The organism is Labedella populi, from assembly GCF_004078655.1.
In the GTDB taxonomy this organism is placed as follows: Bacteria; Actinomycetota; Actinomycetes; order Actinomycetales; family Microbacteriaceae; genus Labedella; species Labedella populi.
On the sequence record NZ_RZNC01000001.1, the window covers coordinates 1,151,548 to 1,173,647 of the forward strand.

General features: G+C 68.6%; 21 protein-coding genes. 19 read left to right on the plus strand and 2 right to left on the minus strand.

The annotated features are described in order from the left end of the window. Positions 1-16 precede the first annotated feature (16 nt). The 7 genes from ELQ92_RS05465 to prfA all read left to right on the plus strand — a co-directional run bounded on the left by ELQ92_RS05465 (position 17) and on the right by prfA (position 9,820). Positions 17-805: an LmeA family phospholipid-binding protein gene (locus ELQ92_RS05465; RefSeq protein WP_128497913.1), complete on the plus strand. Its 789-nt coding sequence runs from the start codon at positions 17-19 to the stop codon at positions 803-805. A 255-nt stretch (positions 806-1,060) separates the two neighbouring features. Beyond that, positions 1,061-2,611 carry a diaminopimelate decarboxylase family protein gene (locus ELQ92_RS05470; protein WP_243694873.1) on the plus strand — a complete coding sequence of 517 codons (1,551 nt, stop codon included), beginning with the start codon at positions 1,061-1,063 and terminating at the stop codon, positions 2,609-2,611. Beyond that, positions 2,608-3,969: a homoserine dehydrogenase gene (locus ELQ92_RS05475; RefSeq protein ID WP_128497914.1), complete on the plus strand. Its 1,362-nt coding sequence runs from the start codon at positions 2,608-2,610 to the stop codon at positions 3,967-3,969. The genes ELQ92_RS05470 and ELQ92_RS05475 overlap by 4 nt, the downstream gene beginning before the upstream one ends. Before the next feature lie 2 nt (positions 3,970-3,971). Beyond that, the gene (thrC, locus tag ELQ92_RS05480) at positions 3,972-5,057 is read left to right on the plus strand and encodes a threonine synthase (RefSeq protein ID WP_128497915.1); all 1,086 of its coding nucleotides are present in this window, start codon (positions 3,972-3,974) and stop codon (positions 5,055-5,057) included. Then, on the plus strand, positions 5,054-5,986 hold the full coding sequence (gene thrB / locus ELQ92_RS05485; protein ID WP_128497916.1) for a homoserine kinase: 933 nt from the start codon (positions 5,054-5,056) through the stop codon (positions 5,984-5,986). The genes thrC and thrB overlap by 4 nt, the downstream gene beginning before the upstream one ends. A gap of 204 nt (positions 5,987-6,190) precedes the next feature. Then, a complete protein-coding gene (rho, locus tag ELQ92_RS05490) occupies positions 6,191-8,638 on the plus strand; it encodes a transcription termination factor Rho (protein WP_128497917.1) in 2,448 nt (815 codons plus the stop codon). Between the two features lie 108 nt (positions 8,639-8,746). Then, a complete protein-coding gene (gene prfA, locus ELQ92_RS05495; RefSeq protein ID WP_128497918.1) occupies positions 8,747-9,820 on the plus strand; it encodes a peptide chain release factor 1 in 1,074 nt (357 codons plus the stop codon). Between the two features lie 60 nt (positions 9,821-9,880). On the opposite strand, the gene epsC is transcribed toward prfA, so the two are convergent. Then, a complete protein-coding gene (epsC, locus tag ELQ92_RS05500) occupies positions 9,881-10,444 on the minus strand; it encodes a serine O-acetyltransferase EpsC (protein WP_128497919.1) in 564 nt (187 codons plus the stop codon). 8 nt (positions 10,445-10,452) lie between these two features. Next, positions 10,453-11,391, minus strand: coding sequence for a cysteine synthase A (gene cysK / locus ELQ92_RS05505; RefSeq protein ID WP_128497920.1), 939 nt, complete (start codon positions 11,389-11,391; stop codon positions 10,453-10,455). 162 nt (positions 11,392-11,553) lie between these two features. Between cysK and prmC the strand changes: the two genes are divergently transcribed. From prmC to ELQ92_RS05565, 12 genes are all read left to right on the plus strand, one after another. After that, entirely contained in the window at positions 11,554-12,426 is an 873-nt protein-coding gene (gene prmC, locus ELQ92_RS05510; RefSeq protein WP_128497921.1) for a peptide chain release factor N(5)-glutamine methyltransferase, read from the plus strand. A gap of 160 nt (positions 12,427-12,586) precedes the next feature. After that, positions 12,587-13,267, plus strand: a complete 681-nt coding sequence (locus tag ELQ92_RS05515; RefSeq protein ID WP_128497922.1) for an L-threonylcarbamoyladenylate synthase — start codon at positions 12,587-12,589, stop codon at positions 13,265-13,267. Continuing rightward, positions 13,264-14,607, plus strand: a complete 1,344-nt coding sequence (locus ELQ92_RS05520) for an MraY family glycosyltransferase (RefSeq protein WP_128497923.1) — start codon at positions 13,264-13,266, stop codon at positions 14,605-14,607. The genes ELQ92_RS05515 and ELQ92_RS05520 overlap by 4 nt, the downstream gene beginning before the upstream one ends. Beyond that, positions 14,604-15,050 carry a Cg1360 family ATP-synthase-associated protein gene (locus tag ELQ92_RS05525; RefSeq protein WP_128497924.1) on the plus strand — a complete coding sequence of 149 codons (447 nt, stop codon included), beginning with the start codon at positions 14,604-14,606 and terminating at the stop codon, positions 15,048-15,050. Before ELQ92_RS05520 ends, ELQ92_RS05525 begins: the two co-directional genes overlap by 4 nt. Before the next feature lie 200 nt (positions 15,051-15,250). Beyond that, the gene (gene atpB / locus ELQ92_RS05530; RefSeq protein ID WP_128497925.1) at positions 15,251-16,048 is read left to right on the plus strand and encodes a F0F1 ATP synthase subunit A; all 798 of its coding nucleotides are present in this window, start codon (positions 15,251-15,253) and stop codon (positions 16,046-16,048) included. 43 nt (positions 16,049-16,091) lie between these two features. Then, positions 16,092-16,328, plus strand: coding sequence for an ATP synthase F0 subunit C (atpE, locus tag ELQ92_RS05535; RefSeq protein ID WP_128495930.1), 237 nt, complete (start codon positions 16,092-16,094; stop codon positions 16,326-16,328). Between the two features lie 28 nt (positions 16,329-16,356). Further along, the gene (locus ELQ92_RS05540; RefSeq protein ID WP_128498056.1) at positions 16,357-16,923 is read left to right on the plus strand and encodes a F0F1 ATP synthase subunit B; all 567 of its coding nucleotides are present in this window, start codon (positions 16,357-16,359) and stop codon (positions 16,921-16,923) included. Between the two features lie 6 nt (positions 16,924-16,929). Beyond that, positions 16,930-17,724 carry a F0F1 ATP synthase subunit delta gene (locus ELQ92_RS05545; RefSeq protein WP_128497926.1) on the plus strand — a complete coding sequence of 265 codons (795 nt, stop codon included), beginning with the start codon at positions 16,930-16,932 and terminating at the stop codon, positions 17,722-17,724. A 48-nt stretch (positions 17,725-17,772) separates the two neighbouring features. After that, positions 17,773-19,410 (plus strand): F0F1 ATP synthase subunit alpha, encoded by a 1,638-nt coding sequence (atpA, locus tag ELQ92_RS05550; protein WP_128497927.1) that lies wholly within the window; start codon positions 17,773-17,775, stop codon positions 19,408-19,410. 3 nt (positions 19,411-19,413) lie between these two features. Beyond that, complete coding sequence (locus tag ELQ92_RS05555; RefSeq protein WP_128497928.1) at positions 19,414-20,313, plus strand: F0F1 ATP synthase subunit gamma; 900 nt, start codon at positions 19,414-19,416, stop codon at positions 20,311-20,313. 35 nt (positions 20,314-20,348) lie between these two features. Continuing rightward, positions 20,349-21,806, plus strand: coding sequence for a F0F1 ATP synthase subunit beta (atpD, locus tag ELQ92_RS05560; protein ID WP_208004251.1), 1,458 nt, complete (start codon positions 20,349-20,351; stop codon positions 21,804-21,806). Between the two features lie 2 nt (positions 21,807-21,808). After that, entirely contained in the window at positions 21,809-22,078 is a 270-nt protein-coding gene (locus tag ELQ92_RS05565; RefSeq protein ID WP_128497930.1) for a F0F1 ATP synthase subunit epsilon, read from the plus strand. Positions 22,079-22,100 lie beyond the last annotated feature (22 nt).

Sequence of the window (22,100 nt, forward strand, 5' to 3'; positions counted from 1 at the left end):
TCGGAACGGATGAGACATGACCGAAGATTTCTTCGTGGCACGGCCCGTCGAGAAGAACCCGAGCCGGGTGAGGCGCTGGGTGATCGGCCTCGTGGTCGCCATCGTCCTCCTGGTGCTCGGGGTCATCGCGCTGTTCGCGGGTGACTCGATTGCCCGCGCGATCGCGGAAGACGTCGTGAAGGGCCAAGTGGAGCAACGCCTCCCCGAGAACGTCGAGGCCGACGTCGACGTCTCGATCGAGGGCGACTGGGTCATCGCGCAACTGCTCAGCGGACGGCTCGACCACGTCATCATGAGTGATGAGGACGCCACGGTCGACGGAATCCCGCTCGGCATCCGCGTCGACGCGACGGAGGTGCCGACCGACGTCAAGCAGCCCGTCGGTCACATCGACGCGACCGCGACCCTCGACGAGACGGCGCTCAACTCCCTCATCACGCTGCCGTCCGGCGACCCCGACCTGTCGCTCGGCGACGGTACCCTCGCGTACGAGAACAGCTCGGCCTTCCTCGGCATCCAGTTCTCCTACCTCTTGAGCGTCATCCCGCAAGCGGCGGGCACGTCGCTCATCCTCACGCCGGAGACGGCCGAGCTCACGACCGACCTGGGCTCCGTCGATGTGGCCCCCGTGCTCGAACGGCTCGTCGGGGACGCACCCGTCACCGTGTGCGTGGCCGACTACCTGCCGGAGGGCGCCCAGCTCACGGGGCTCGAGGTGACGCCGGAGGCGGCGGACCTCACGCTCAGCATGTCGAACGTGAAGCTCTCGGGCGCGCTGCTCGAGTCGCGCGGCAGCTGCGGCTGAACCGCGGAACGCCAGGGGGTTCCTCGTGACGCGCGGATTCCGGAGGCGGAATCCGCGGTGTGGCACGATCGGTAGACTTCCGGGAGACTCCACCAGGGCTCCCGACGGCGACGCTCCCACTCACCCCCGGGACCGGTCCCGCCGAGTGACGGATCGGCACCGCGATCCGTCACCGCCACAACGCACCGTCACCACACGCGCGGTCACCACACGCACCGTCAGCACCGACCAGCACCTCACGACGCAAGGCTCACCGTGATTCCAGAACAGACGTCGCCCGCCCCGGCGGGCGCACCGAATCCACTCGCGCCCGACTGGCTCGCCGTTCCGGACGACGTGAACGCCCTCGCGGCGAGCGTGTGGCCGTCGGGTGCGGCGCGTCGTGACGACGGCGTCGTCGAGATCGCCGGGGTCGCGGTCACCGACTTGGCCGCCTCCTTCGGCACCCCGCTGTACGTCGTCGACGAGCAGATGGCGCGCGACAACGCGGCGCGCATCTCGGGAGCGCTCAACGACGCGATGACGGCGATCGGCTCGAGCGCCACGTCGTACTACGCCGGCAAGGCGTTCCTCTCCGCCGACGTCGTGCGCTGGATGCTCGAGGCCGGCTTGAACGTCGACGTGTGCTCGGGTGGCGAGCTCGCCCTCGCGCTCGCCGCGGGCGCTCCGCCCGCCCGCATCGGCTTCCACGGCAACAACAAGTCGCAGACCGAGATCGAGCGGGCGGTCACGAACGGCGTCGGCACGATCATCCTCGACAGCCTGCAGGAGATCGACCGTGTCGCGGCGGCGGCGGAACGCCACGGCGTACGCCAAGGCGTGCGGCTCCGCATCAACTCGGGAGTGCATGCGCAGACGCACGACTTCCTCGCGACGGCGCACGAGGACCAGAAGTTCGGCCTCACGCTCGCGGCCGCAGAAGACGCCGTCGCGGCGATCCGCGCGCACGAGTCCCTCGACTTCCGCGGCCTGCACTGCCACATCGGCTCGCAGATCTTCGACGCCGGCGGGTTCTCCGAGTCGGCTCACCGGCTGCTCGCCGTGCACGCACGACTCCTCGAGCACGGCCCGGTGCCCTCGCTCAACCTCGGTGGCGGGTTCGGCATCGCCTACACGCCCGCCGACGAGCCGACGCCCATCGAGACGATCGCCCGGCAGATCGCGGAGACCGTCGCGGCACGCTGCGCGGAACTCGACATCCCCGTCCCGGCGCTCGCCTTCGAACCCGGCCGCTCGATCATCGGGGGAGCGGGCGTCACCCTCTACACCGTCGGAACGACGAAGGACGTCGTGGTCGACGTCGGAGTCGACCACGATCTGAGTGTGGGGCCGGGAGCGGAAGGCCGGACCGACGGAGCCGCTGCGGCCGGGACCTCGGGCGACCTCGACGCGGTGGCCGACCTCGACGCGACGGTCGAGGCGGGCGGCACGGCGCTCCGCCGGTACGTGAGCATCGACGGGGGCATGAGCGACAACGCGCGCCCGTCCCTCTACGGCGCCGACTACACCGTGCGCATCGTCGACCGCGCCTCGGACGCCGCGCCGCAGCTCGTCCGCCTCGCGGGCAAGCACTGCGAGTCCGGCGACATCGTCGTGAACGCCGACTACCTGCCCGCCGACGTGCGGCCGGGCGACCTCGTCGCCGTGCCCGCGACGGGCGCCTACTGCTTCTCCCTGGCGAGCAACTACAACTTCCTCACGAGGGCGGCGGTGGTCGCGGTGCGCGACGGCCGGGCGCGCGTCCTCGTCCGAGGCGAGACCGAAGACCAACTGTTGGCGCGAGACGCCGGATTGGATGGCCGATGAGCGACACCCGCAGCCTTCGAGTGGCCCTGCTCGGAGCCGGAACCGTGGGCGGTCACGTCGCCCGGCTCCTGCTCGAGCACCACGACGAGCTCGCCGCACGAGCGGGGATCTCCCTCGACCTCGTCGGTATCGCTGTGCGCGACGTGAACGCCAAGCGCGCCGTCGACCTGCCCGCCGAGCTCTTCACGACCGACGCCGAGACGCTCATCCAGGGCGCCGACATCGTCGTCGAACTCATCGGCGGCATCGAGCCCGCGAAGTCGTACATCCTCGCGGCGATCGGCTCGGGCGCCGACGTCGTCACGGGCAACAAGGCGCTGCTCGCGGAGCACGGCGCCGAGATCTTCGCCGCCGCCGCGCGAGTGGGCGCCGAGGTCTACTACGAGGCCGCCGTGGCCGCCGCGATCCCGATCATCCGGCCGCTGCGCGACAGCCTCGCGGGCGATCACGTCGAACGCATCCTCGCGATCGTGAACGGCAGCACCAACTACATCCTCGACCGCATGGACCGCTTCGGCGACAGCATGGAGGATGCGCAGCGCGTCGCGCTCGAACTCGGCTACCTCGAGGCCGACCCGACCCTCGACGTCGAAGGGTACGACGCCGCGCAGAAGGCCGCGATCCTCGCGGGGCTCGCGTTCCACACCACGGTTCCCGCCGCGGGCGTGCACCGCGAGGGCATCTCGTCGATCACACTCGAGGACGTCGAGTCCGCGCGCGAGGCCGGCTACGTCATCAAGCTGCTCGCGATCGCCGAACGCGTCGCCGACGACGCCGGCGTCGAGGGCGTCTCCGCGCGCGTCCACCCGGCGCTCGTGCGCCGCGACCACCCGCTCGCGAGTGTGCACGGCGGCAACAACGCCGTGTTCGTCGAGGCCGAGGCCGCCGGTCCGCTCATGTTCTACGGAGCGGGCGCCGGGGGAGTGCAGACGGCATCGGCCGTGCTCGGCGACGTCGTGTCGATCGCCCGCCGGCACCTCGCCGGCGGAGTCGGTGTGGGCGAGTCCGTCGCCGCCGACCTGCCCGTGCACCCCATCGGCGCCGCCGAGACGCGTTACCGCATCAGCCTCGAGGTCGATGACCGGCCCGGTGTGCTCGCCGAACTCGCCGGGATCCTCGCGAGCCGTGGCGTCTCCGTCGAGACCCTGCAGCAGTCGACGAGCGCGGCGGATGCGAGCGCGTCCGCCGTCGCGTCCGACGACGTCGCCGCGAGCGGGGAGGCCGATCGCGCCACCGCTACCCTGGTCATCGGCACCCACAGCGCGCGCGACGCGGCCCTCGCAGCCGCGGTCGAAGCCCTCGCCGCCTCCGACGCCGTCGAGTCCGTGCGCAGCGTCCTGAGAATCGAAGGAGCCTGACGATGGCGAAGCAGTGGCGCGGAGTCCTGCACGAATACCGCGACCGTCTCGACGTGACGGACGCGACGCCGATCGTCACGCTCGGTGAGGGCGGAACGCCCCTCATCTCCGCGCCCGCGCTCTCCGCCCGCACGGGCGCCCGTGTCTTCGTCAAGTACGAGGGGATGAATCCCACGGGTTCCTTCAAGGACCGCGGCATGACCATGGCGATCTCGAAGGCCGTCGAGCACGGCGCGAAAGCCGTGATCTGCGCGTCGACCGGGAACACGTCCGCGTCGGCCGCCGCCTACGCCGCCCACGCCGGCATCACCGCTGCGGTGCTCGTCCCCGAGGGCAAGATCGCGATGGGAAAACTCAGCCAGGCGATCGCCCACAACGGTGAGCTCATCCAGATCCAGGGCAACTTCGACGACTGCCTCGACATCGCGCGCGAACTCGCCGAGCACTACCCGGTCCACCTCGTGAACTCGGTCAACAACGACCGCATCGAGGGGCAGAAGACCGCGGCTTTCGAGGTCGTCGAGGTGCTCGAGGACGCTCCCGACTTCCACTTCATCCCCGTCGGCAACGCCGGCAACTACACCGCGTACACGCGCGGCTACTCGGAAGAGGTCGAGCGCGGCGTCGCGACGAAGCTCCCGCGCATGTTCGGCTTCCAGGCCGCGGGCAGCGCGCCGCTCGTCTCGGGCTCGGTCGTGCGGCACCCGGACACGATCGCGAGCGCCATCCGCATCGGCAACCCCGCGTCGTGGGAGCCCGCGCTCGCCGCGCGCGAGAAGACCGACGGCTACTTCGGGGCGATCGAGGACGAGCAGATCCTCGAGGCCCAGCGCATCCTCTCGCGCGAGGTCGGCGTGTTCGTCGAGCCCGCGTCCGCGATCTCCGTCGCCGGGCTCCTCGAGCGGTCCGAGGCCGGCGAGGTCCCCACGGGATCGGTGTGTGTGCTCACGGTCACGGGCCACGGCCTCAAGGACCCGCAGTGGGCGCTCCGCACGGCCGACGGTTCGGACGTGACCCCCACGGTCGTGGACGCCGACGTCTCCGAAGTCGCGGGAGTCCTCGGACTCCGGGCGGGAACGACCGCGTGAGCCTCGTCGGCCGTCGCGTCGCCGTCCGCGTGCCGGCGACCACGGCGAACCTCGGTCCCGGATTCGACACGCTCGGGCTCGCGCTCTCCGTGTACGACGAACTCACGGTCGAAGCCGTCGAGCGACCCGGCGTGCGAGTACACGTCGAGGGCGTCGGAGCAGGCGAGGTCCCGACGGACGAGTCGAACCTCGTCGCGTCGTCCCTCCTTCATGCGCTCTCGGCGCTCGGCGTCGAGGCCCCCGGGCTCGAACTGCACGCCCGCAACACGATCCCGCATGGCCGTGGCCTCGGCTCGTCGGGCGCCGCGGTCGTCGCCGGGATCGTGGCCGCGAAGGGGCTGCTCGAGGGCGTCGTCGACGTCGACGACGAGACCCTCCTGCGCCTCGCGACCGAGATCGAGGGGCATCCCGACAACGTCGCGCCGGCCCTGTTCGGCGGCCTCGCGATCGCGTGGACGACACTCGCCGGGCCCGCGCAGAAGACGCTGCTCGTGCACCGTGGGGTCTCCCCGCTCATCCTCGTGCCCGAGACGACACTCTCGACGAAGGTCGCGCGGAGCCTTCAGCCGGAGCACGTGCCGCACGAGGACGCCGTGTTCAACGTCTCCCGATCGGCTCTCCTCGTCGCCGCTCTGACGCAGAGCCCGGAACTGCTGTTCGCCGCGACCGAGGACAAGCTGCACCAGAGCTACCGCGCGTCGGCGATGCCCGAGACGGCCCACGTCGTCGCGCTGCTGCGCGAACACGGTCTACCCGCGGTCGTCTCCGGGGCGGGGCCCTCGGTCCTCGTGCTCGCCAACGGGGCGGGGCAGCGGCTCGAAGCCGCCGATCTTATCGCGCGACACGCAGGTGTGCACTGGGCTCCGCTCATGCTGGCCGTCGACGTCAAGGGTGCTACAGTGGAAGCGATCCCGGGGGATCCCGCCTAGCACGCGGATTCACCGCTCGGATCGATTCCACTCACTCATCACCTTCGCTCTGGTCGATGCGCCCGCGCCCTCTTGCGCGGACATCCCGGCAGCGTGCTTCGAGAGGCAGTGTTCTCTCCAGGCCGACGCCGGGCCTGATCGCCGGCGAACGGCTCTCCTCTCGTGGTCATCGGACCACACCGTAGGAGAAAGGAAAATCTCTTAGTGTCAGACGTCAGTCTCCGCGATCGCATCGCGGACAACAGTGTTGCCATCGGATCCCTCAAGGTCGCCGAACTCAAGCAGTTGGCCGCCGAATGGGGCATCGCCGATGCATCCAAACTCCGGAAGGGTGAGCTCGTCGAGGCGATCACCGCCGCGAGCAAGCAGCTCTCCTCCGTCGACGACTCGGGCGACAGCACGCTCGACGGCACCGCGGTGCCGTCGGAGGCGAGCCTCGCGGCCGCCGGTGTCGCCACCGAGGTCGACGTCGACGAGGCGAACGCGCCCGCCGGCGACGCCCCCGAGCACTCGGCCGCCCAGGCCGAGGCCGCTCCGGCCACGGTGCCCGCCGCCGCTCCGGTCGAGGCCGCTCCCGTCGATTCGGCTCCGGCCGAATCCGCTCCGGCCGAATCCGCTCCAGCCGAGTCCGCTCCGGCTACGGCGCCCACGGGTCGCCGTCGCGGTTCGCGTCGCGCCACGAGCGAGGACGTCCAGCGCGCCTCCGTCCCCGCGGCCGGCCACGTCAACGCCGACCAGCCCGCGCAGATCCCCTCGACCCCCACGGTTCAGCCGGCCGACGTCGTCGCCGACGCCCCCGCCGAGGCCGCTCCGGTCGAGTCCGGTTCGGTCGAGGCCGCTCCGGCTGAGTCCGCTTCGGCTGACTCCGGCGAGCAGAACGGTTCCGAGCAGCAGGGCTCCGAGCAGAACGGTTCCGAGCAGAACGGTCGCGAGCGCCAGAACAAGCGTGGCAACCGTCGTGGTCGTGGCCGTCGCAACAACGACCAGGACCAGCAGGACCAGCAGGACAACCAGGACCAGCAGGACCGGGCCGACGACTCCACCGAGGTGGAGGAGCAGCAGCCCGAGCGCGGCGAGCAGAACGAGGGCGACGAGCAGCAGCCGCGCCAGGGCCGCTCGCGCGGTCGCAACCGCAACCGTGGCGGCGACCAGAACGCTCCGGCGCAGAACGGCAACGCTCAGGCGGGCAACGGGCAGAACGGCGCTGCGCAGAACGGCGGGCGCGGCCAGAGCAACGCCAACGCCCAGGCCGAGCAGGGGCGTGACCAGCAGAACCGCGACCAGCAGAACCGCGACCAGCAGGGCCGGGACCGCGCCGAGAAGGCCGATGCCGAGCAGCAAGGCCGCGACCGCAACCGCACCACCGCGCAGCAGCAGCAGGACGACGCCGAGGGCCGCGGCCGCGGGCGTTACCGCGACCGCAAGCGTCGTGGCGGTGCAGCGGGCGACGACGCTGAGCCGGAGATCTCCGAGGACGACGTCCTCATCCCCGTCGCGGGCATCCTCGACGTTCTCGACAACTACGCGTTCGTGCGCACCACGGGTTACCTCCCCGGCACGAACGACGTGTACGTCTCGCTCGGCCAGGTCAAGAAGTACAACCTGCGCAAGGGCGACGCGGTCGTCGGTGCGATCCGTCAGCCGCGCGAAGGCGAGAACAACTCGCGCCAGAAGTACAACGCGATCGTGAAGGTCGACAGCGTCAACGGCCAGCCCGTCGACGAAGCCGGCACGCGCGTCGAGTTCGGCAAGCTCACGCCGCTCTACCCGCAGGAGCGTCTGCGCCTCGAGACGGAGCAGGGCAAGCTCACGCAGCGCATCATCGACCTCGTCGCGCCGATCGGCAAGGGCCAGCGCGGCCTCATCGTCGCGCCGCCGAAAGCCGGTAAGACGATCGTGCTGCAGCAGATCGCGAACGCCATCTCGATCAACAACCCCGAGGTCCACCTCATGGTCGTGCTCGTCGACGAGCGGCCCGAAGAGGTCACCGACATGCAGCGCACGGTGAAGGGCGAGGTCATCGCCTCGACCTTCGACCGCCCCGCCGAGGACCACACGACGGTCGCCGAACTCGCGATCGAGCGTGCGAAGCGCCTCGTCGAGCTCGGCCACGACGTCGTCGTGCTGCTCGACTCGATCACCCGCTTGGGTCGTGCGTACAACCTGGCGGCCCCGGCCTCCGGTCGCATCCTCTCCGGCGGCGTCGACGCGTCGGCGCTCTACCCGCCGAAGCGCTTCTTCGGTGCGGCCCGCAACATCGAGAACGGTGGCTCGCTCACCATCCTCGCGACGGCGCTCGTCGAGACCGGGTCCAAGATGGACGAGGTCATCTTCGAGGAGTTCAAGGGCACCGGCAACTCTGAGCTGCGCCTCTCGCGCCAGCTCGCCGACAAGCGCATCTTCCCGGCCGTCGACGTCAACGCGTCGTCCACCCGCCGGGAGGAGATGCTCTTGTCGAACGACGAGGTCAAGATCACCTGGAAGCTGCGTCGCGCCCTCGCCGGCCTCGACCAGCAGCAGGCTCTCGAGGTCGTGCTCGGCAAGCTCAAGGAGACGACCTCGAACGTCGAGTTCCTCGTGCAGATGCAGAAGTCGATGCCGCAGCCCGCGGCCAACGGCCACAGCCACGGTCACGAGCGCGACCACCGCTAGCGACCCCACCGAACCCACCCGGAGCGCCGGAGGCATGTGCCTCGGCCACCGGGTGGGTTCAGTGCTTTCCGCGTAGGGTTTTCCCGAGTCTTCCAGGAGGAAGTCACCATGTTCGAATCGGTCGAGGTGCTCAAGAAGGAGCACAAGGAGCTGCAGGACGAGCTCGCCGACCCGGCGCTGCACGCCGATCCCGCACGCTCGAAGCGCGTGAACCGCCGGTACGCCGAGCTGTCGCGCATCGTCGCGGCCGAAGCGACGTGGAACCAGGCGAAGGACGACCTCGAGGCGGCGCGTGAGCTCGCCAAGGAGGACGAGGCCTTCGCCGAGGAGGTACCGGCGCTCGAGGAGCTCGTGCAGACCTCGCAGGAGAAGCTCCGCCGGCTGCTCATCCCGCGCGACCCCGACGACGGGCGTGACGTCATCATGGAGATCAAGGGTGGTGAGGGCGGCGCGGAGAGTGCGCTCTTCGCGGCAGACCTCTTGCGGATGTACCTCCACTACGCCGAGTCGAAGGGGTGGAAGACCGAGCTCCTCGAGCGCACCGAGAGCGACCTCGGCGGGTACAAGGATGTGCAGGTCGCCATCAAGTCGAACGCGACCGACCCCTCGCAGGGCGTCTGGGCTCACCTCAAGTACGAGGGCGGCGTCCACCGCGTGCAGCGCGTCCCCGTGACCGAGTCGCAAGGTCGCATCCACACCTCGACGACGGGCGTGCTCGTCTTCCCCGAGGTCGATGAGCCCGAGGAGGTCGAGATCAACCAGAACGACCTGAAGATCGACGTCTACCGGTCGAGCGGTCCCGGCGGTCAGTCCGTCAACACGACGGACTCGGCGGTGCGCATCACGCACCTTCCGACGGGCATCGTCGTGTCGATGCAGAACGAGAAGAGCCAGCTCCAGAACCGCGAGGCGGGGATGCGTGTGCTGCGTGCCCGGATCCTCGCGCGTCGGCAGGAGGAGCAGGCGGAGCTCGACAGCGCGGCTCGTAAGAGCCAGATCCGCACGATGGACCGGTCGGAGCGCATTCGGACGTACAACTTCCCGGAGAACCGCATCGCGGATCACCGGACGGGTTACAAGGCGTACAACCTCGATGCTGTCATGAACGGAGCGCTCGACCCGCTGATCGCCTCGGCGATCGAGGCGGACGAAGAGGCCCGCCTCTCCGCCGTCGCCGACTGACCCCCCTGAACACTTCCTATGTGCACGAAAATTGATGCACATAGAAAGTGTTTAGGGGGGTCAGATGAGGTACTCGGGGGTGGGTAGGCCGTGAGAGGCGGCGGTGCCACGCGGGCGCGCGCGCGCCGGGACGCCCACGAGGAGCGAGTCCGGGGGAGCGTCACGCGTGACGACCGCGTTCGCGCCCACGATGCTGCCGCGCCCGACGACGATGGGCCCGAGGATCTTCGCGCCGGCACCCACCTGGACCCCGTCGCCGAGCGTCGGGTGCCTCTTGCCCTTCCCGCGACTCTTCCCGCCGAGGGTGACGCCGTGGTAGAGCATGACGTCGTCGCCGATCTCCGCCGTCTCACCGATCACGACGCCCATGCCGTGGTCGATGAAGAAACGGCGCCCGATCGTCGCCCCCGGGTGGATCTCGACCCCGGTGAGGAACCGGACGAACTGCGAACCCAAGCGGGCCGGCAACCGGAAACCGGCACGCCAGACGCGCGCGTTCACGCGGTGCGCCCAGATGGCGTGCAGTCCGGAGTACCCGAGTACGATCTCGAGATCCGTGCGCGCCGCGGGATCGTGGACGCGCGCGGCGACCACGTCCTCGCGGACCCGGGAGAGCAGACTCACGACGTCGACTAGTCGGTGAGGTCGGCCCAGAGCGGCGTCGAGATGTAGCGCTCACCGGTGTCGCACACGATCGCGACGATGGTCTTGCCCGCGTTCTCGGGGCGCTTCGCGAGTTCGAGGGCCGCCCACATGATCGCGCCCGAGGAGACACCCGCGAGGATGCCCTCCTGCGACGCCATCTGCTTCGCAACGGCGATCGCGTCATCGAACGACACGTCGACGACCTCGTCGTACACGGTCGTGTCGAGGACCTCGGGCACGAAGTTCGCGCCGATGCCCTGGATCTTGTGCGGTCCCGGCTTGCCGCCGTTGAGGATGGGGGAGTCGATCGGCTCCACGGCGACGATCTGAACGTCCGGCTTCCGCTCCTTGAGCACCTGGCCGACACCCGTGATGGTCCCGCCCGTGCCGACGCCCGCGACGAAGATGTCGACGCCTCCGTCGGTGTCGCGCCAGATCTCCTCCGCGGTGGTCTTCCGGTGGATCTCCGCATTCGCCGCGTTCGCGAACTGCTTCGCCCAGATCGCGCCCGGCGTCGACTCGACGATCTCCTGGGCCTTCTCCACGGCGCCCTTCATGCCGAGGGCCGGCTCCGTGAGGACGAGTTCCGCGCCGAAGGCGCGCAGCAGGACACGGCGCTCCTGGCTCATCGACGACGGCATCGTGAGGACGACGCGATACCCGCGGGCGGCGCCCACGAGAGCGAGCGCGATGCCCGTGTTGCCGCTCGTGCCCTCGACGATCGTGCCGCCCGGCTTGAGCTCGCCCGAGCGTTCCGCCGCGTCGACGATCGCGACGCCGAGTCGGTCCTTGACGCTCGAGCCCGGATTGTAGAACTCGAGCTTCGCGAGGATGGTCGCGTCCGTCTCGCTCGCGAGTCGGTTGATGCGGACGAGAGGGGTGTTGCCGAACGCCGCGGTGATGTCGGAGTGGATCGTGCCGGTCATGAGGGTCCTTCGTCGGAGGGATGCGTCGATGAGTACAGCGCCCAGCCTAAACCGCGCACCCGCGGGTGTCGCCGAGATGACGGCGGCAACGGCTGGGGCGACGCGCGGGCCCCCTATTGACTAGGCTGTGTGTCCGACCCCCGCCCCTCCGTCGGAACCCTCATGAGCACCCCACCCGAAACCACCCTCGCCGCCGCGCGCGCGGCCGCCGTCGAGCGTCTCACCGCCGCGGGCGTTCCGACCCCGGAGGTCGACGCCGAGCTGCTCATCGGTCACGTCACGGGCCTCGGCCGCGGCGAACTCGCAGCGGCGATCGTCATGGGTCGCTCGCTGCCCTCCCGCGACGCGGCCCAACTCGCGGAGTACGTCGCCCGTCGGGCCGCTCGGGAACCCGTGCAGCACATCACGGGCACCGCGTGGTTCCGTTCGCTCCGGCTCTCGGTCGGTCCCGGGGTCTTCGTGCCGCGGCCGGAGACGGAACTGCTCGTCCAGTACGCCATCGACGAGCTCCGTGCGCTCCCCGATCCGGAACCGATCGCCGTCGACCTCGGCGCCGGATCCGGCGCCATCGCCCTCTCGATCGCGACCGAGGTGCCCCAATCGACGGTCTTCGCCGTCGAGAACTCGGTCGACGCCTTCGTCTGGGCGCGGCAGAACGCCGACCAGGTGGGCGCGACGAACGCGACCGTCGTGTTCGACGACATCGCGCACGCGCTCGCCCGACTCGACGGCACCGTCGCGTTGGTCGTGTCGAATCCGCCGTACGTCCCGGACGCGGCGGTCCCGCGCGACCCGGAGGTGCGGCTGCACGATCCGTCCCACGCCCTCTACGGGGGAGCGGACGGCCTCGACGTCGTGCGCGAGGTGTCGGTGACGGCGCGTCGGCTATTGCGGACGGGCGGGCGCGTCCTCATCGAGCACGGCGAGCTCCAGGGTGAGGCGATCCGCGACATCCTCGCGGCCGACGGCTGGGAGGCGCCCGCGACGTTCCGCGACCTCACGCAGCGCGACCGCATCACGAGCGCCACCCGCTAATACCCCTGTCCGACCCGGCGGGGACGCTCATGGGGCGTGTGGGGGAGCCGTTGTCCGCCCATAGGCGAGCTGTCGCTTCTCGTCGCACCGAGCGGCCGAGAAGGGACGAAACGCGACACCTCACGGGTGTTCTCCGGGAGCGCCGGTAGAATCACACCCGATGTCCCGCGTCTACGACTGCTCCGTCGATTCCCAGTTGCTCACCGGCATGCGCCTCGCCCGCCAGGCGATCGCGAAGGGTGAGCTCGTCGTCATCCCCACCGACACCGTCTACGGGGTCGCCGCCGACGCCTTCGCTCCGAAGGCCGTCGCCCGCCTCCTCGACGCCAAGGGGCGCACGCGGTCGCAGCCTCCGCCCGTGCTCGTGCCGGGGATCGCGACTCTCGAGGCGCTCGTCGCCGAGCTGCCGGACGTCGTCCGCGATCTCGTGACGGAGTTCTGGCCCGGCGGCCTCACGATCGTCCTCCAGGCTCAGCCCTCGCTCGCGTGGGACCTCGGCGACACCGCCGGTACCGTCGCCGTGCGGATGCCCGCGAACCCCATCGCACTCGAACTGCTCGAGGAGACGGGCCCGCTCGCGGTCTCGTCGGCGAACCTCACGGGCCGTCCCGCCGCCACGACCGCCCAGGAGGCCGAGGCGATGCTGGCCGACAGCGTCGCCGTCTACCTCGACGGCGGCCCGAGCGGTGACTCGGGGGCCTCGACGATCATCGACGCGACGGGGCTCACCCTGCCGGACGGCACGGTCTCGATCCTGCGCAACGGCGCCGTCTCGGGAGACGAGCTGCGTCGCGTCCTCGGGTCGAACCTCGCCGGTGGCGGGTGGCCTGACGACTCATGATCCAGTACGTCCTCATCGCGGCCTTCGCTGCCCTCGTGACGTTCGTCCTGTGCCTCGCGGTCCTCCGCGCCGCACACAAGTGGAAGCTCTACCCCGAGATCCGCACACGCGACGTGCACACGCGACCGACGCCCCGACTCGGCGGCATCGCGATGTTCTTCGGGGTCGTCGCGGCGTTCTTCGTAGCGTCGTTCAACCCCTACTACCGCCTCATCTTCGCCAATCCCGGTCCCGTCTGGGCGATCCTCGGGGCAGCGCTGCTCATCGTCGTCATCGGGATGGCCGACGACATCTGGGATCTCGACTGGATGATCAAGCTCGCGGGCCAGTTCCTCGCGGCCGGCCTCATCGCCTGGCTGGGCGTGCAGATCTACTCGCTCCCGATCGGTGGCCTCACCGTCGGCTCCGGCTGGATGTCGGTCGCGATGACGGTCTTCGCGATCGTGCTCGTCATGAACGCCGTGAACTTCATCGACGGCCTCGACGGTCTCGTCGCGGGAGTCAGCCTCATCGCCAATGGCGTCTTCTTCCTCTACGGCTACCTGCTCGTCCGCCAGATCAGCCCGTCCGACTACTTCAGTCTGTCTCTCCTCATCTCCGCGGTGGTCTGCGGGATCTGCGCGGGCTTCCTCCCGCTCAACTGGCACCCCGCGAAGCTCTTCATGGGGGATGCGGGAGCGCTGCTCGTCGGTCTGCTCATGGCCACGAGCGCGATCGCCATCACCGGCCAGATGGACCCGGCGTTCATCGAGGGCCCCGACCGCTTCGGCCGCACCCAGCTGATCGGTGCCTTCATCCCGATCATCCTGCCGTTCGCGATCCTCGTCGTCCCGTTGCTCGACTTCGGACTCGCCGTGACGCGTCGTCTCCGCGCGGGGAAGTCGCCGTTCAGCGCCGACCGGTTGCATCTCCACCACCGGCTCCTCGACATGGGGCACTCCCAAGTGGCGGCCGTGCTCATCTTCTACGCGTGGACGATCGTGATCTCGGTGTCGAGCCTCATGTTCTACGTGTTCCAGCCCTACACGATCGCGCTCACGTTCCTCATCGTCGGCGTCGTGACGTGCACGATCGTCACGCTCGCGCCGCTCGGTCGCCGGAAGCGCGCCCAGAGCACGGCGCAGTCGGTGCCAGAGGAGATCGCCGAACGGCTCGACATCGCCGCGTACGATCCGCTCGACGAGGCCGCGAACACCCTGGCCCCCGACGCCATCGTGCCCGAGGCCGTCGTGAAGCTCGCCGAGCGCATCGAGATAGACGCTCTCGAGAACCCACGCGCCCTCGACGGCCACCAGAACCAACGCGCCCTCGACGGCCAACAGAAGGAAGACACCCGGTGAGCTCCAACCCCATCCTCCGTTCCGCGCTCCTCTGGGGCGGCGTCTTCGCCCTCGTGCTGGCCGTCGTCGCCGGGGGAGTGGGCTTCGCCGTCGACGGGCAGCGCGGGCTCGTGAGTGGACTGCTCGGCACCCTCATCGCGGCGTTCTTCCTCGGCATCACGGCGGGGAGCATCCTCTTCGCGAACCGGTTCTCGGGCTCCGACATGTTCGTGCCGATCTACTTCGGCGTCGTCATGGGCGGCTGGGTCCTCAAGTTCGTGCTGTTCCTCGTCGCCGCCTGGCTCCTGCGCGAGCAGCCGTGGGTGAACCCGACGATCCTGTTCCTCAGCCTCATCGTCGGGGTCGTCGGAACGCTCATCATCGACTGCGTGGTCATCGCGCGATCGCGGATGCCGTACGCGAGTGACGTACGCCTTCCGGAGTACCGCGCGAGCGACGACTGATTTCTCCGCGCGGATTCGCGCTTGTCCGGAATATTGATAGAGTTAGAGGAGATTCCCCAACCGATTCCCACACGTGAAGTGTGTCCGGGCGTTGCCGCCTCGGGCTCTTCTCGAATCGGGCTGGCGTCTTCCGAACGTTCGTCGTCGCGAGAGCAGAGCTCCACGCCCCGAAACAGGAGATAGCGCTGAAAGCACTCGCTGTGAACTTGCTGGTCCAAACTGCAACCGATGATGGTGGTTTTCACGCTCCCTCGATCGACGAGTTCTTCCCCGGGGCACTGTTCTTCGAAGGAACCCCCTTCGAGATCAACCGCATCATGCTCGTCCGCTTCCTCGCGGTCGCCGTCCTGCTGATCGTCTTCTACCTCGGCACCCGCCGGATGAAGGTCGTCCCGGGTCGTTTCCAGAGCATCATCGAGATGGGCCTCGGACTCGTCCGCAACAACATCGCCTTCGATCTGCTCGGGGAGAAGGACGGCAAGCGGTTCCTGCCGATCCTCACCACGATCTTCTTCATGGTGCTGTTCATGAACCTCACGGGAATCATCCCGTTCTTGAACATCGCCGGAACGAGCGTCATCGGCGTGCCCCTCGTGCTCGCCGCCGTCGCGTACATCGCGTTCATCTACGCGGGCATCCGCAACAACGCGGGTGCGTTCTTCAAGAACGCGCTCTTCCCGCCCGGTGTGCCGAAGTTCCTCTACATCATCGTGACACCGATCGAGTTCGTGTCGGCGTTCGTGCTGCGTCCCGTGACGCTCACGCTGCGACTGCTCATGAACATGGTCGTCGGTCACCTGCTGCTCGTCCTGTTCTTCTCGGCGACGCAGTTCTTCCTCTTCACGGCCGGCGGCTGGTACACACTCTTCGGAGTGGGCACCCTCGCCTTCGGTTTCGTGTTCACCCTGTTCGAGATCCTGGTGGCCGTCCTCCAGGCGTACGTCTTCACACTTCTCACCGCGGTCTACATCCAGCTCGCGGTCGCCGAAGAGCACTAATCCGTCGGGCGCCCGCCTCGACGTCCCTACGAAAGGAAACACAGTGGACTCCACCACCCTTCTCGCCGAGATCAACGGAAACATCGCGACGGTCGGCTACGGCCTCGCCGCGATCGGCCCGGCCATCGGCGTCGGCATCGTCGTCGGAAAGACGATCGAGGGTGTCGCCCGCCAGCCAGAGCTCGCCGGCCGTCTCCAGGTGCTGATGTACATCGGTATCGCGTTCACCGAGGCGCTCGCCTTCATCGGTATCGCGACGTACTTCATCTTCACCAACTGACCTCGCCCCACCGAATCTAGGAGGCATGATGCTTCACGCATCGCTTGCAGCTGCAGCAGAGGGTGAGTCGCACAACCCGGTCATTCCGGAGTGGTACGACATCACCTGGTCGCTGGTCTGCTTCGTCGTCATCCTGTTCGCGTTCTGGCGCGTCTTCCTCCCCCGGCTGCAGAAGATGCTCGACGAGCGTTCCGCAGCGATCGAGGGCAACATCGCGAAGGCCGACGAGGCTCAGCGTCAGGCGGAGGCTGCTCTCGAGCAGTACACCGCCCAGCTCGCCGAGGCTCGTCAGGAAGCCGCCGCGATCCGCGAAGGCGCTCGCGAGGACGGCAAGAAGATCATCGCCGAGGCCCGGGAACAGGCCGTCGCCGAGGCGCAGCGCGTCACGGTCGGCGCTCAGGCCCAGATCGAGGCCGAGCGCCAGGCCGCCGTCGTGACACTCCGTCGCGACGTGGGCACGCTCGCTCTCGACCTCGCCGGAAACGTCATCGGAGAGACCCTCGCGGACGACGCGAAGGCCTCCGCCCTCGTGGACCGCTTCCTCGCGGACCTCGAGGCATCGGAGAAGGCCAGCCCTTCAGCAAGGAACAACTAACCAGTCATGGGTAGCGCAACTCGGGAGGCACTCGCCGCGTCGAAGCAGGTTCTCGACGCGACGGGTTCCGTCGACCTCACGGTCGCGGCGGAACTGTTCCAGGTCGGGCGGGTCGTCGGCGACTCCCTGCAGCTCCGGAGCCTCCTTCACGACTCCGCCATCCCGGCGGCCACGAAGTCGGCCATCGTCGAGCGGGTCTTCGGTGACGGCACGGGGGAGACCACGCGTTCCCTCGTCTCGTCGCTCGTCACGGCCCGCTGGTCGAGCGCTGAGGATCTGCTCGAGGGAATCGAGGATCTCGCGCTCCGAGCCTCGGCCGTCGCCACCGGCGACCAGGCCTCCATCGCCTCGGAGCTGTTCGCCTTCGGGCGCGTCGTCTCGAGCGACGCGCAGCTCGAGCTCGCCCTCGGAACGAAGCTCGGCCGTCCGGAGGCGAAGGGCGTCCTCGTCTCGCGCCTGCTCGACGGCAAGGCCTCACCCGCGACGGTCACGATCCTGAGCGCTCTCGTGCAGCAGCCCCGCGGCCGCCGCATCGGTGAGCTCCTGCGTCACGCCGCTCGCGTCGTCGCAGACCAGAAGGGGCAGACGGTCGCCACGGTCACGAGCGCGGTGCCGCTCGGAGAGCAGCAGCTCGAGCGGCTCCGGTCGGCGCTGTCGGCGAGCTACGGCCGCAACCTCACGATCAACGAAGTCGTCGATCCTGCGGTCATCGGCGGGCTCCGTATCCAGGTGGCGGACGACGTCATCGACGGAAGTGTCTCGACCCGTTTGGGCGAGCTCAGAAGACAACTCGCCGGCTGACGCCAGGCGACGGCAATACACGGGAACACCCCACAGATAGGGAAGAAGATGGCAGAACTCACGATCAGCCCGGACGAGATCCGGAATGCGCTGAAGGACTTCGTCGGATCGTACGAGCCGAACGGCGCGACGACGACCGAGGTCGGCCACGTCACGAACGCGTCCGACGGCATCGCGCACGTCGAGGGGCTCCCCGGCGTCATGGCCAACGAGCTCGTCCGGTTCGCGGACGGCACCCTCGGCCTCGCCCTCAACCTCGACGAGGACGAGATCGGTGTCGTCGTGCTCGGTGAGTTCACCGGTATCGAAGAGGGCCAGGAAGTCACCCGCACGGGCGAGGTCCTCTCGGTCCCCGTCGGCGACGGCTACCTCGGCCGTGTCGTCGACGCGCTCGGAAACCCGATCGACGGCCTCGGTGACGTCGCCTCGGAGTCGCGCCGCGCGCTCGAGCTCCAGGCCCCCGGCGTCATGCAGCGCAAGTCGGTGCACGAGCCGCTCCAGACGGGCATCAAGGCGATCGACGCCATGATCCCCGTGGGTCGCGGTCAGCGCCAGCTCATCATCGGCGACCGCCAGACCGGTAAGACGGCCATCGCGATCGACACGATCATCAACCAGAAGGCCAACTGGGAGTCGGGTGACGAGAACAAGCAGGTCCGCTGCATCTACGTCGCGATCGGCCAGAAGGGTTCCACGATCGCATCCGTGAAGGGTGCGCTCGAGGACGCCGGCGCCATGGAGTACACGACGATCGTCGCCGCTCCCGCATCGGACCCCGCCGGCTTCAAGTACCTCGCCCCCTACACCGGCTCGGCCATCGGCCAGCACTGGATGTACGGCGGCAAGCACGTCCTGATCATCTTCGACGACCTGTCGAAGCAGGCCGAGGCCTACCGTGCGGTGTCCCTGCTCCTCCGTCGTCCGCCGGGGCGCGAGGCGTACCCCGGCGACGTCTTCTACCTGCACTCCCGTCTGCTCGAGCGTTGCGCGAAGCTCTCCGACGAGCTCGGCGCGGGTTCGATGACCGGTCTGCCGATCATCGAGACGAAGGCGAACGACGTCTCGGCGTACATCCCGACCAACGTGATCTCGATCACCGACGGCCAGATCTTCCTCCAGTCCGACCTCTTCAACGCCAACCAGCGTCCCGCGGTCGACGTCGGAATCTCGGTCTCGCGAGTCGGTGGTGACGCGCAGGTCAAGTCCATCAAGAAGGTCTCGGGAACGCTCAAGCTCGAGCTCGCCCAGTACCGCTCGCTCGAGGCGTTCGCGATGTTCGCGTCCGACCTCGACCCGGCCAGCCGCCGCCAGCTCGCTCGAGGCGCCCGCCTCACCGAGCTGCTCAAGCAGCCGCAGTACTCGCCGTACCCCGTGGAGGAGCAGGTCGTCTCGATCTGGGCCGGCACGAAGGGCAAGCTCGACAACGTCGCGATCGAGGACGTCCTGCGCTTCGAGCGCGAGATGCTCGACTACCTGGGACGCAACACCAACGTCCTGACGACGCTGCGCGAGACGAACGTCCTCGACGACGACACGACCGCGGAGCTCGAGAAGGCCGTCGATGCGTTCGCGCTCGAGTTCCAGGCAGGCGACGGCCACGGGATCGGTGACCCGGGTTCGGAGGACGTCGACGCCCTCGAGGCCGAGAACGTCGGCCAGGAGAAGATCGTGAAGGGTCGCCGCTAGTCCATGGCAGCCTCACTCCGGGTCTACACGCAGAAGATCAAGTCTGCGCAGACGACCAAGAAGATCACCAAGGCGATGGAGCTCATCGCCGCCTCGCGCATCCAGAAGGCGCAGGCACGGGTACAGGCGTCCGCGCCGTACTCGCGGGCGATCACCCGTGCCGTCTCTGCGGTCGCGACCCACTCGAACGTCGACCACCCGCTCACCACGGAACCCGAGCGGATCACCCGCACGGCGGTCGTCGTCTTCTCGTCGGACCGTGGTCTCGCGGGTGCGTTCAACTCGCAGATCCTCCGCGAGGCGGGCGAGCTCACCGAACTCCTGCGCGAGCAGGGCAAGGACGTCGTGCACTACCTCGTCGGCCGCAAGGCGGTCGGGTACTTCCAGTTCCGCCGCCGCTCGTTCGTGAAGGACTGGCAGGGCGGGACGGACAACCCCGACTTCGAGACCGCGCGCGAGATCGCGTCGACCCTCCTGGAGGCGTTCGCTCAGGACGCCGCCGATGGGGGAGTCGACGAGATCGTGCTCGTGTTCAACCGCTTCGTGAGCATGATCACGCAGACGCCGGAGACGGTGCGGCTGCTGCCGCTCGAGGTCGTCGAGGCGGAAGCGGACGACACAGCTTCCGAGATCCTGCCGCTCTACGAGTTCGAGCCGGACGCGGCGACGGTCCTCGACCAGCTGCTCCCGGTGTACATCGAGAGCCGTATCTTCAACGCCATGCTCCAGTCCGCCGCGGCGAAGCACGCCGCCACGCAGAAGGCGATGAAGTCGGCGAGCGACAATGCCGACACCCTCATCACCGACTACACCCGACTGCGTAACAACGCACGTCAGGCAGAGATCACCCAGCAGATCGCGGAGATCGTCGGCGGCGCCGACGCCCTCTCCACATCCAAGTGACGACAGACCACGAAGAGAGAAGAAGACCAATGACTATCACTGCCGAAGCCACGGGCCCGGCGTCCGAGCAGAAGGCCGGAGTCGGCCGGATCGCGCGAGTGACCGGTCCCGTCGTCGACATCGAGTTCCCTCACGACGCGATCCCCGACATCTACAACGCGCTCAAGACGACCATCACGATCGGCGAGGACTCGACGGTCATCACGCTCGAGGTCGCCCAGCACCTCGGCGACGACCTCGTGCGCGCCATCGCCCTCAAGCCGACGGACGGTCTCGTCCGCGGCCAGGAGGTCACCGACACGGGCGAGGCCATCTCGGTTCCCGTCGGCGACGTCACCAAGGGCAAGGTCTTCAACGTCATCGGCGAGGTGCTCAACGCTGAGCCGGGCGAGACCATCGAGATCACGGAGCGCTGGCCGATCCACCGGAAGCCCCCGCGCTTCGACCAGCTCGAGTCCAAGACGCAGCTCTTCGAGACCGGCATCAAGGTCATCGACCTCCTCACGCCGTACGTGCAGGGTGGGAAGATCGGCCTCTTCGGTGGTGCGGGCGTCGGCAAGACGGTCCTCATCCAGGAGATGATCCAGCGCGTCGCGCAGGACCACGGTGGTGTGTCGGTGTTCGCCGGTGTCGGCGAGCGCACCCGTGAGGGCAACGACCTCATCAGCGAGATGGAAGAGGCGGGCGTCTTCGACAAGACCGCCCTCGTCTTCGGCCAGATGGACGAGCCGCCGGGAACGCGTCTCCGTGTCGCGCTCTCCGCGCTCACGATGGCGGAGTACTTCCGCGACGTGCAGAAGCAGGATGTGCTGCTCTTCATCGACAACATCTTCCGCTTCACGCAGGCCGGTTCCGAGGTGTCCACGTTGCTCGGCCGTATGCCGTCCGCCGTGGGTTACCAGCCGAACCTCGCCGACGAGATGGGTCAGCTGCAGGAGCGCATCACCTCGACGCGTGGTCACTCGATCACGTCGCTCCAGGCGATCTACGTCCCCGCCGACGACTACACCGACCCGGCGCCCGCAACGACGTTCGCGCACCTCGACGCGACGACGGAGCTGTCGCGTGAGATCGCGTCGAAGGGCCTGTACCCGGCCGTCGACCCGCTCACCTCGACGAGCCGCATCCTCGACCCCCGCTACTTGGGCGAGGACCACTACCGCGTCGCGACCACCGTCAAGCAGATCCTCCAGAAGAACAAGGAACTGCAGGAGATCATCGCCATCCTCGGTGTCGACGAGCTCTCGGAGGAGGACAAGGTCACGGTGTCGCGTGCGCGCCGCATCCAGCAGTTCCTCTCGCAGAACACCTACATGGCGAAGAAGTTCACGGGTGTCGAGGGCTCGACGGTTCCGCTCAAGGAGACCATCGAGTCGTTCGACGCCATCGCCAAGGGCGAGTTCGACCACGTCGCTGAGCAGGCCTTCTTCAACGTCGGCGCGATCAGCGACGTCGAGGAGAAGTGGGCCCAGATCCAGAAGGAGAACGGCTGATCATGGCGAGCGCTCCGCTCACCGTCAACGTCGTCGCGGCGGACCACGAGGTGTGGTCCGGCGAGGCGTCGATGGTCGTCGCTCGCACGGTCGAGGGCGAGATCGGCATCCTTCCGGGTCACGAGCCGATGCTCGCGATCCTCGCGAAGGGAGAGGTCCGCCTCACCCTCGCAGACGGACGGAAGCTCACCGCTGACGCCGAGGACGGGTTCCTCTCCGTCGAGAAGGACGTCGTGATGATCGTCGCGGGCACCGCGAGCCTCGTCTCGTAGTCCTGGCACCAGCTCTTCCGAC

Bases quoted from the DNA above. Each gene is read 5' to 3' on its own strand.
- prfA (WP_128497918.1), top strand. From the start codon at position 8,747: ATGTTCGAATCGGTCGAGGTGCTCAAGAAGGAGCACAAGGAGCTGCAG.
- prmC (WP_128497921.1), top strand. From the start codon at position 11,554: ATGAGCACCCCACCCGAAACCACCCTCGCCGCCGCGCGCGCGGCCGCC.
- ELQ92_RS05475 (WP_128497914.1), top strand. From the start codon at position 2,608: ATGAGCGACACCCGCAGCCTTCGAGTGGCCCTGCTCGGAGCCGGAACC.
- ELQ92_RS05540 (WP_128498056.1), top strand. From the start codon at position 16,357: ATGCTTCACGCATCGCTTGCAGCTGCAGCAGAGGGTGAGTCGCACAAC.
- ELQ92_RS05520 (WP_128497923.1), top strand. From the start codon at position 13,264: ATGATCCAGTACGTCCTCATCGCGGCCTTCGCTGCCCTCGTGACGTTC.
- ELQ92_RS05555 (WP_128497928.1), top strand. From the start codon at position 19,414: ATGGCAGCCTCACTCCGGGTCTACACGCAGAAGATCAAGTCTGCGCAG.
- ELQ92_RS05465 (WP_128497913.1), top strand. From the start codon at position 17: ATGACCGAAGATTTCTTCGTGGCACGGCCCGTCGAGAAGAACCCGAGC.
- ELQ92_RS05515 (WP_128497922.1), top strand. From the start codon at position 12,587: ATGTCCCGCGTCTACGACTGCTCCGTCGATTCCCAGTTGCTCACCGGC.
- cysK (WP_128497920.1), bottom strand. From the start codon at position 11,391: ATGACCGGCACGATCCACTCCGACATCACCGCGGCGTTCGGCAACACC.
- atpA (WP_128497927.1), top strand. From the start codon at position 17,773: ATGGCAGAACTCACGATCAGCCCGGACGAGATCCGGAATGCGCTGAAG.
- ELQ92_RS05565 (WP_128497930.1), top strand. From the start codon at position 21,809: ATGGCGAGCGCTCCGCTCACCGTCAACGTCGTCGCGGCGGACCACGAG.
- ELQ92_RS05545 (WP_128497926.1), top strand. From the start codon at position 16,930: ATGGGTAGCGCAACTCGGGAGGCACTCGCCGCGTCGAAGCAGGTTCTC.
- thrC (WP_128497915.1), top strand. From the start codon at position 3,972: ATGGCGAAGCAGTGGCGCGGAGTCCTGCACGAATACCGCGACCGTCTC.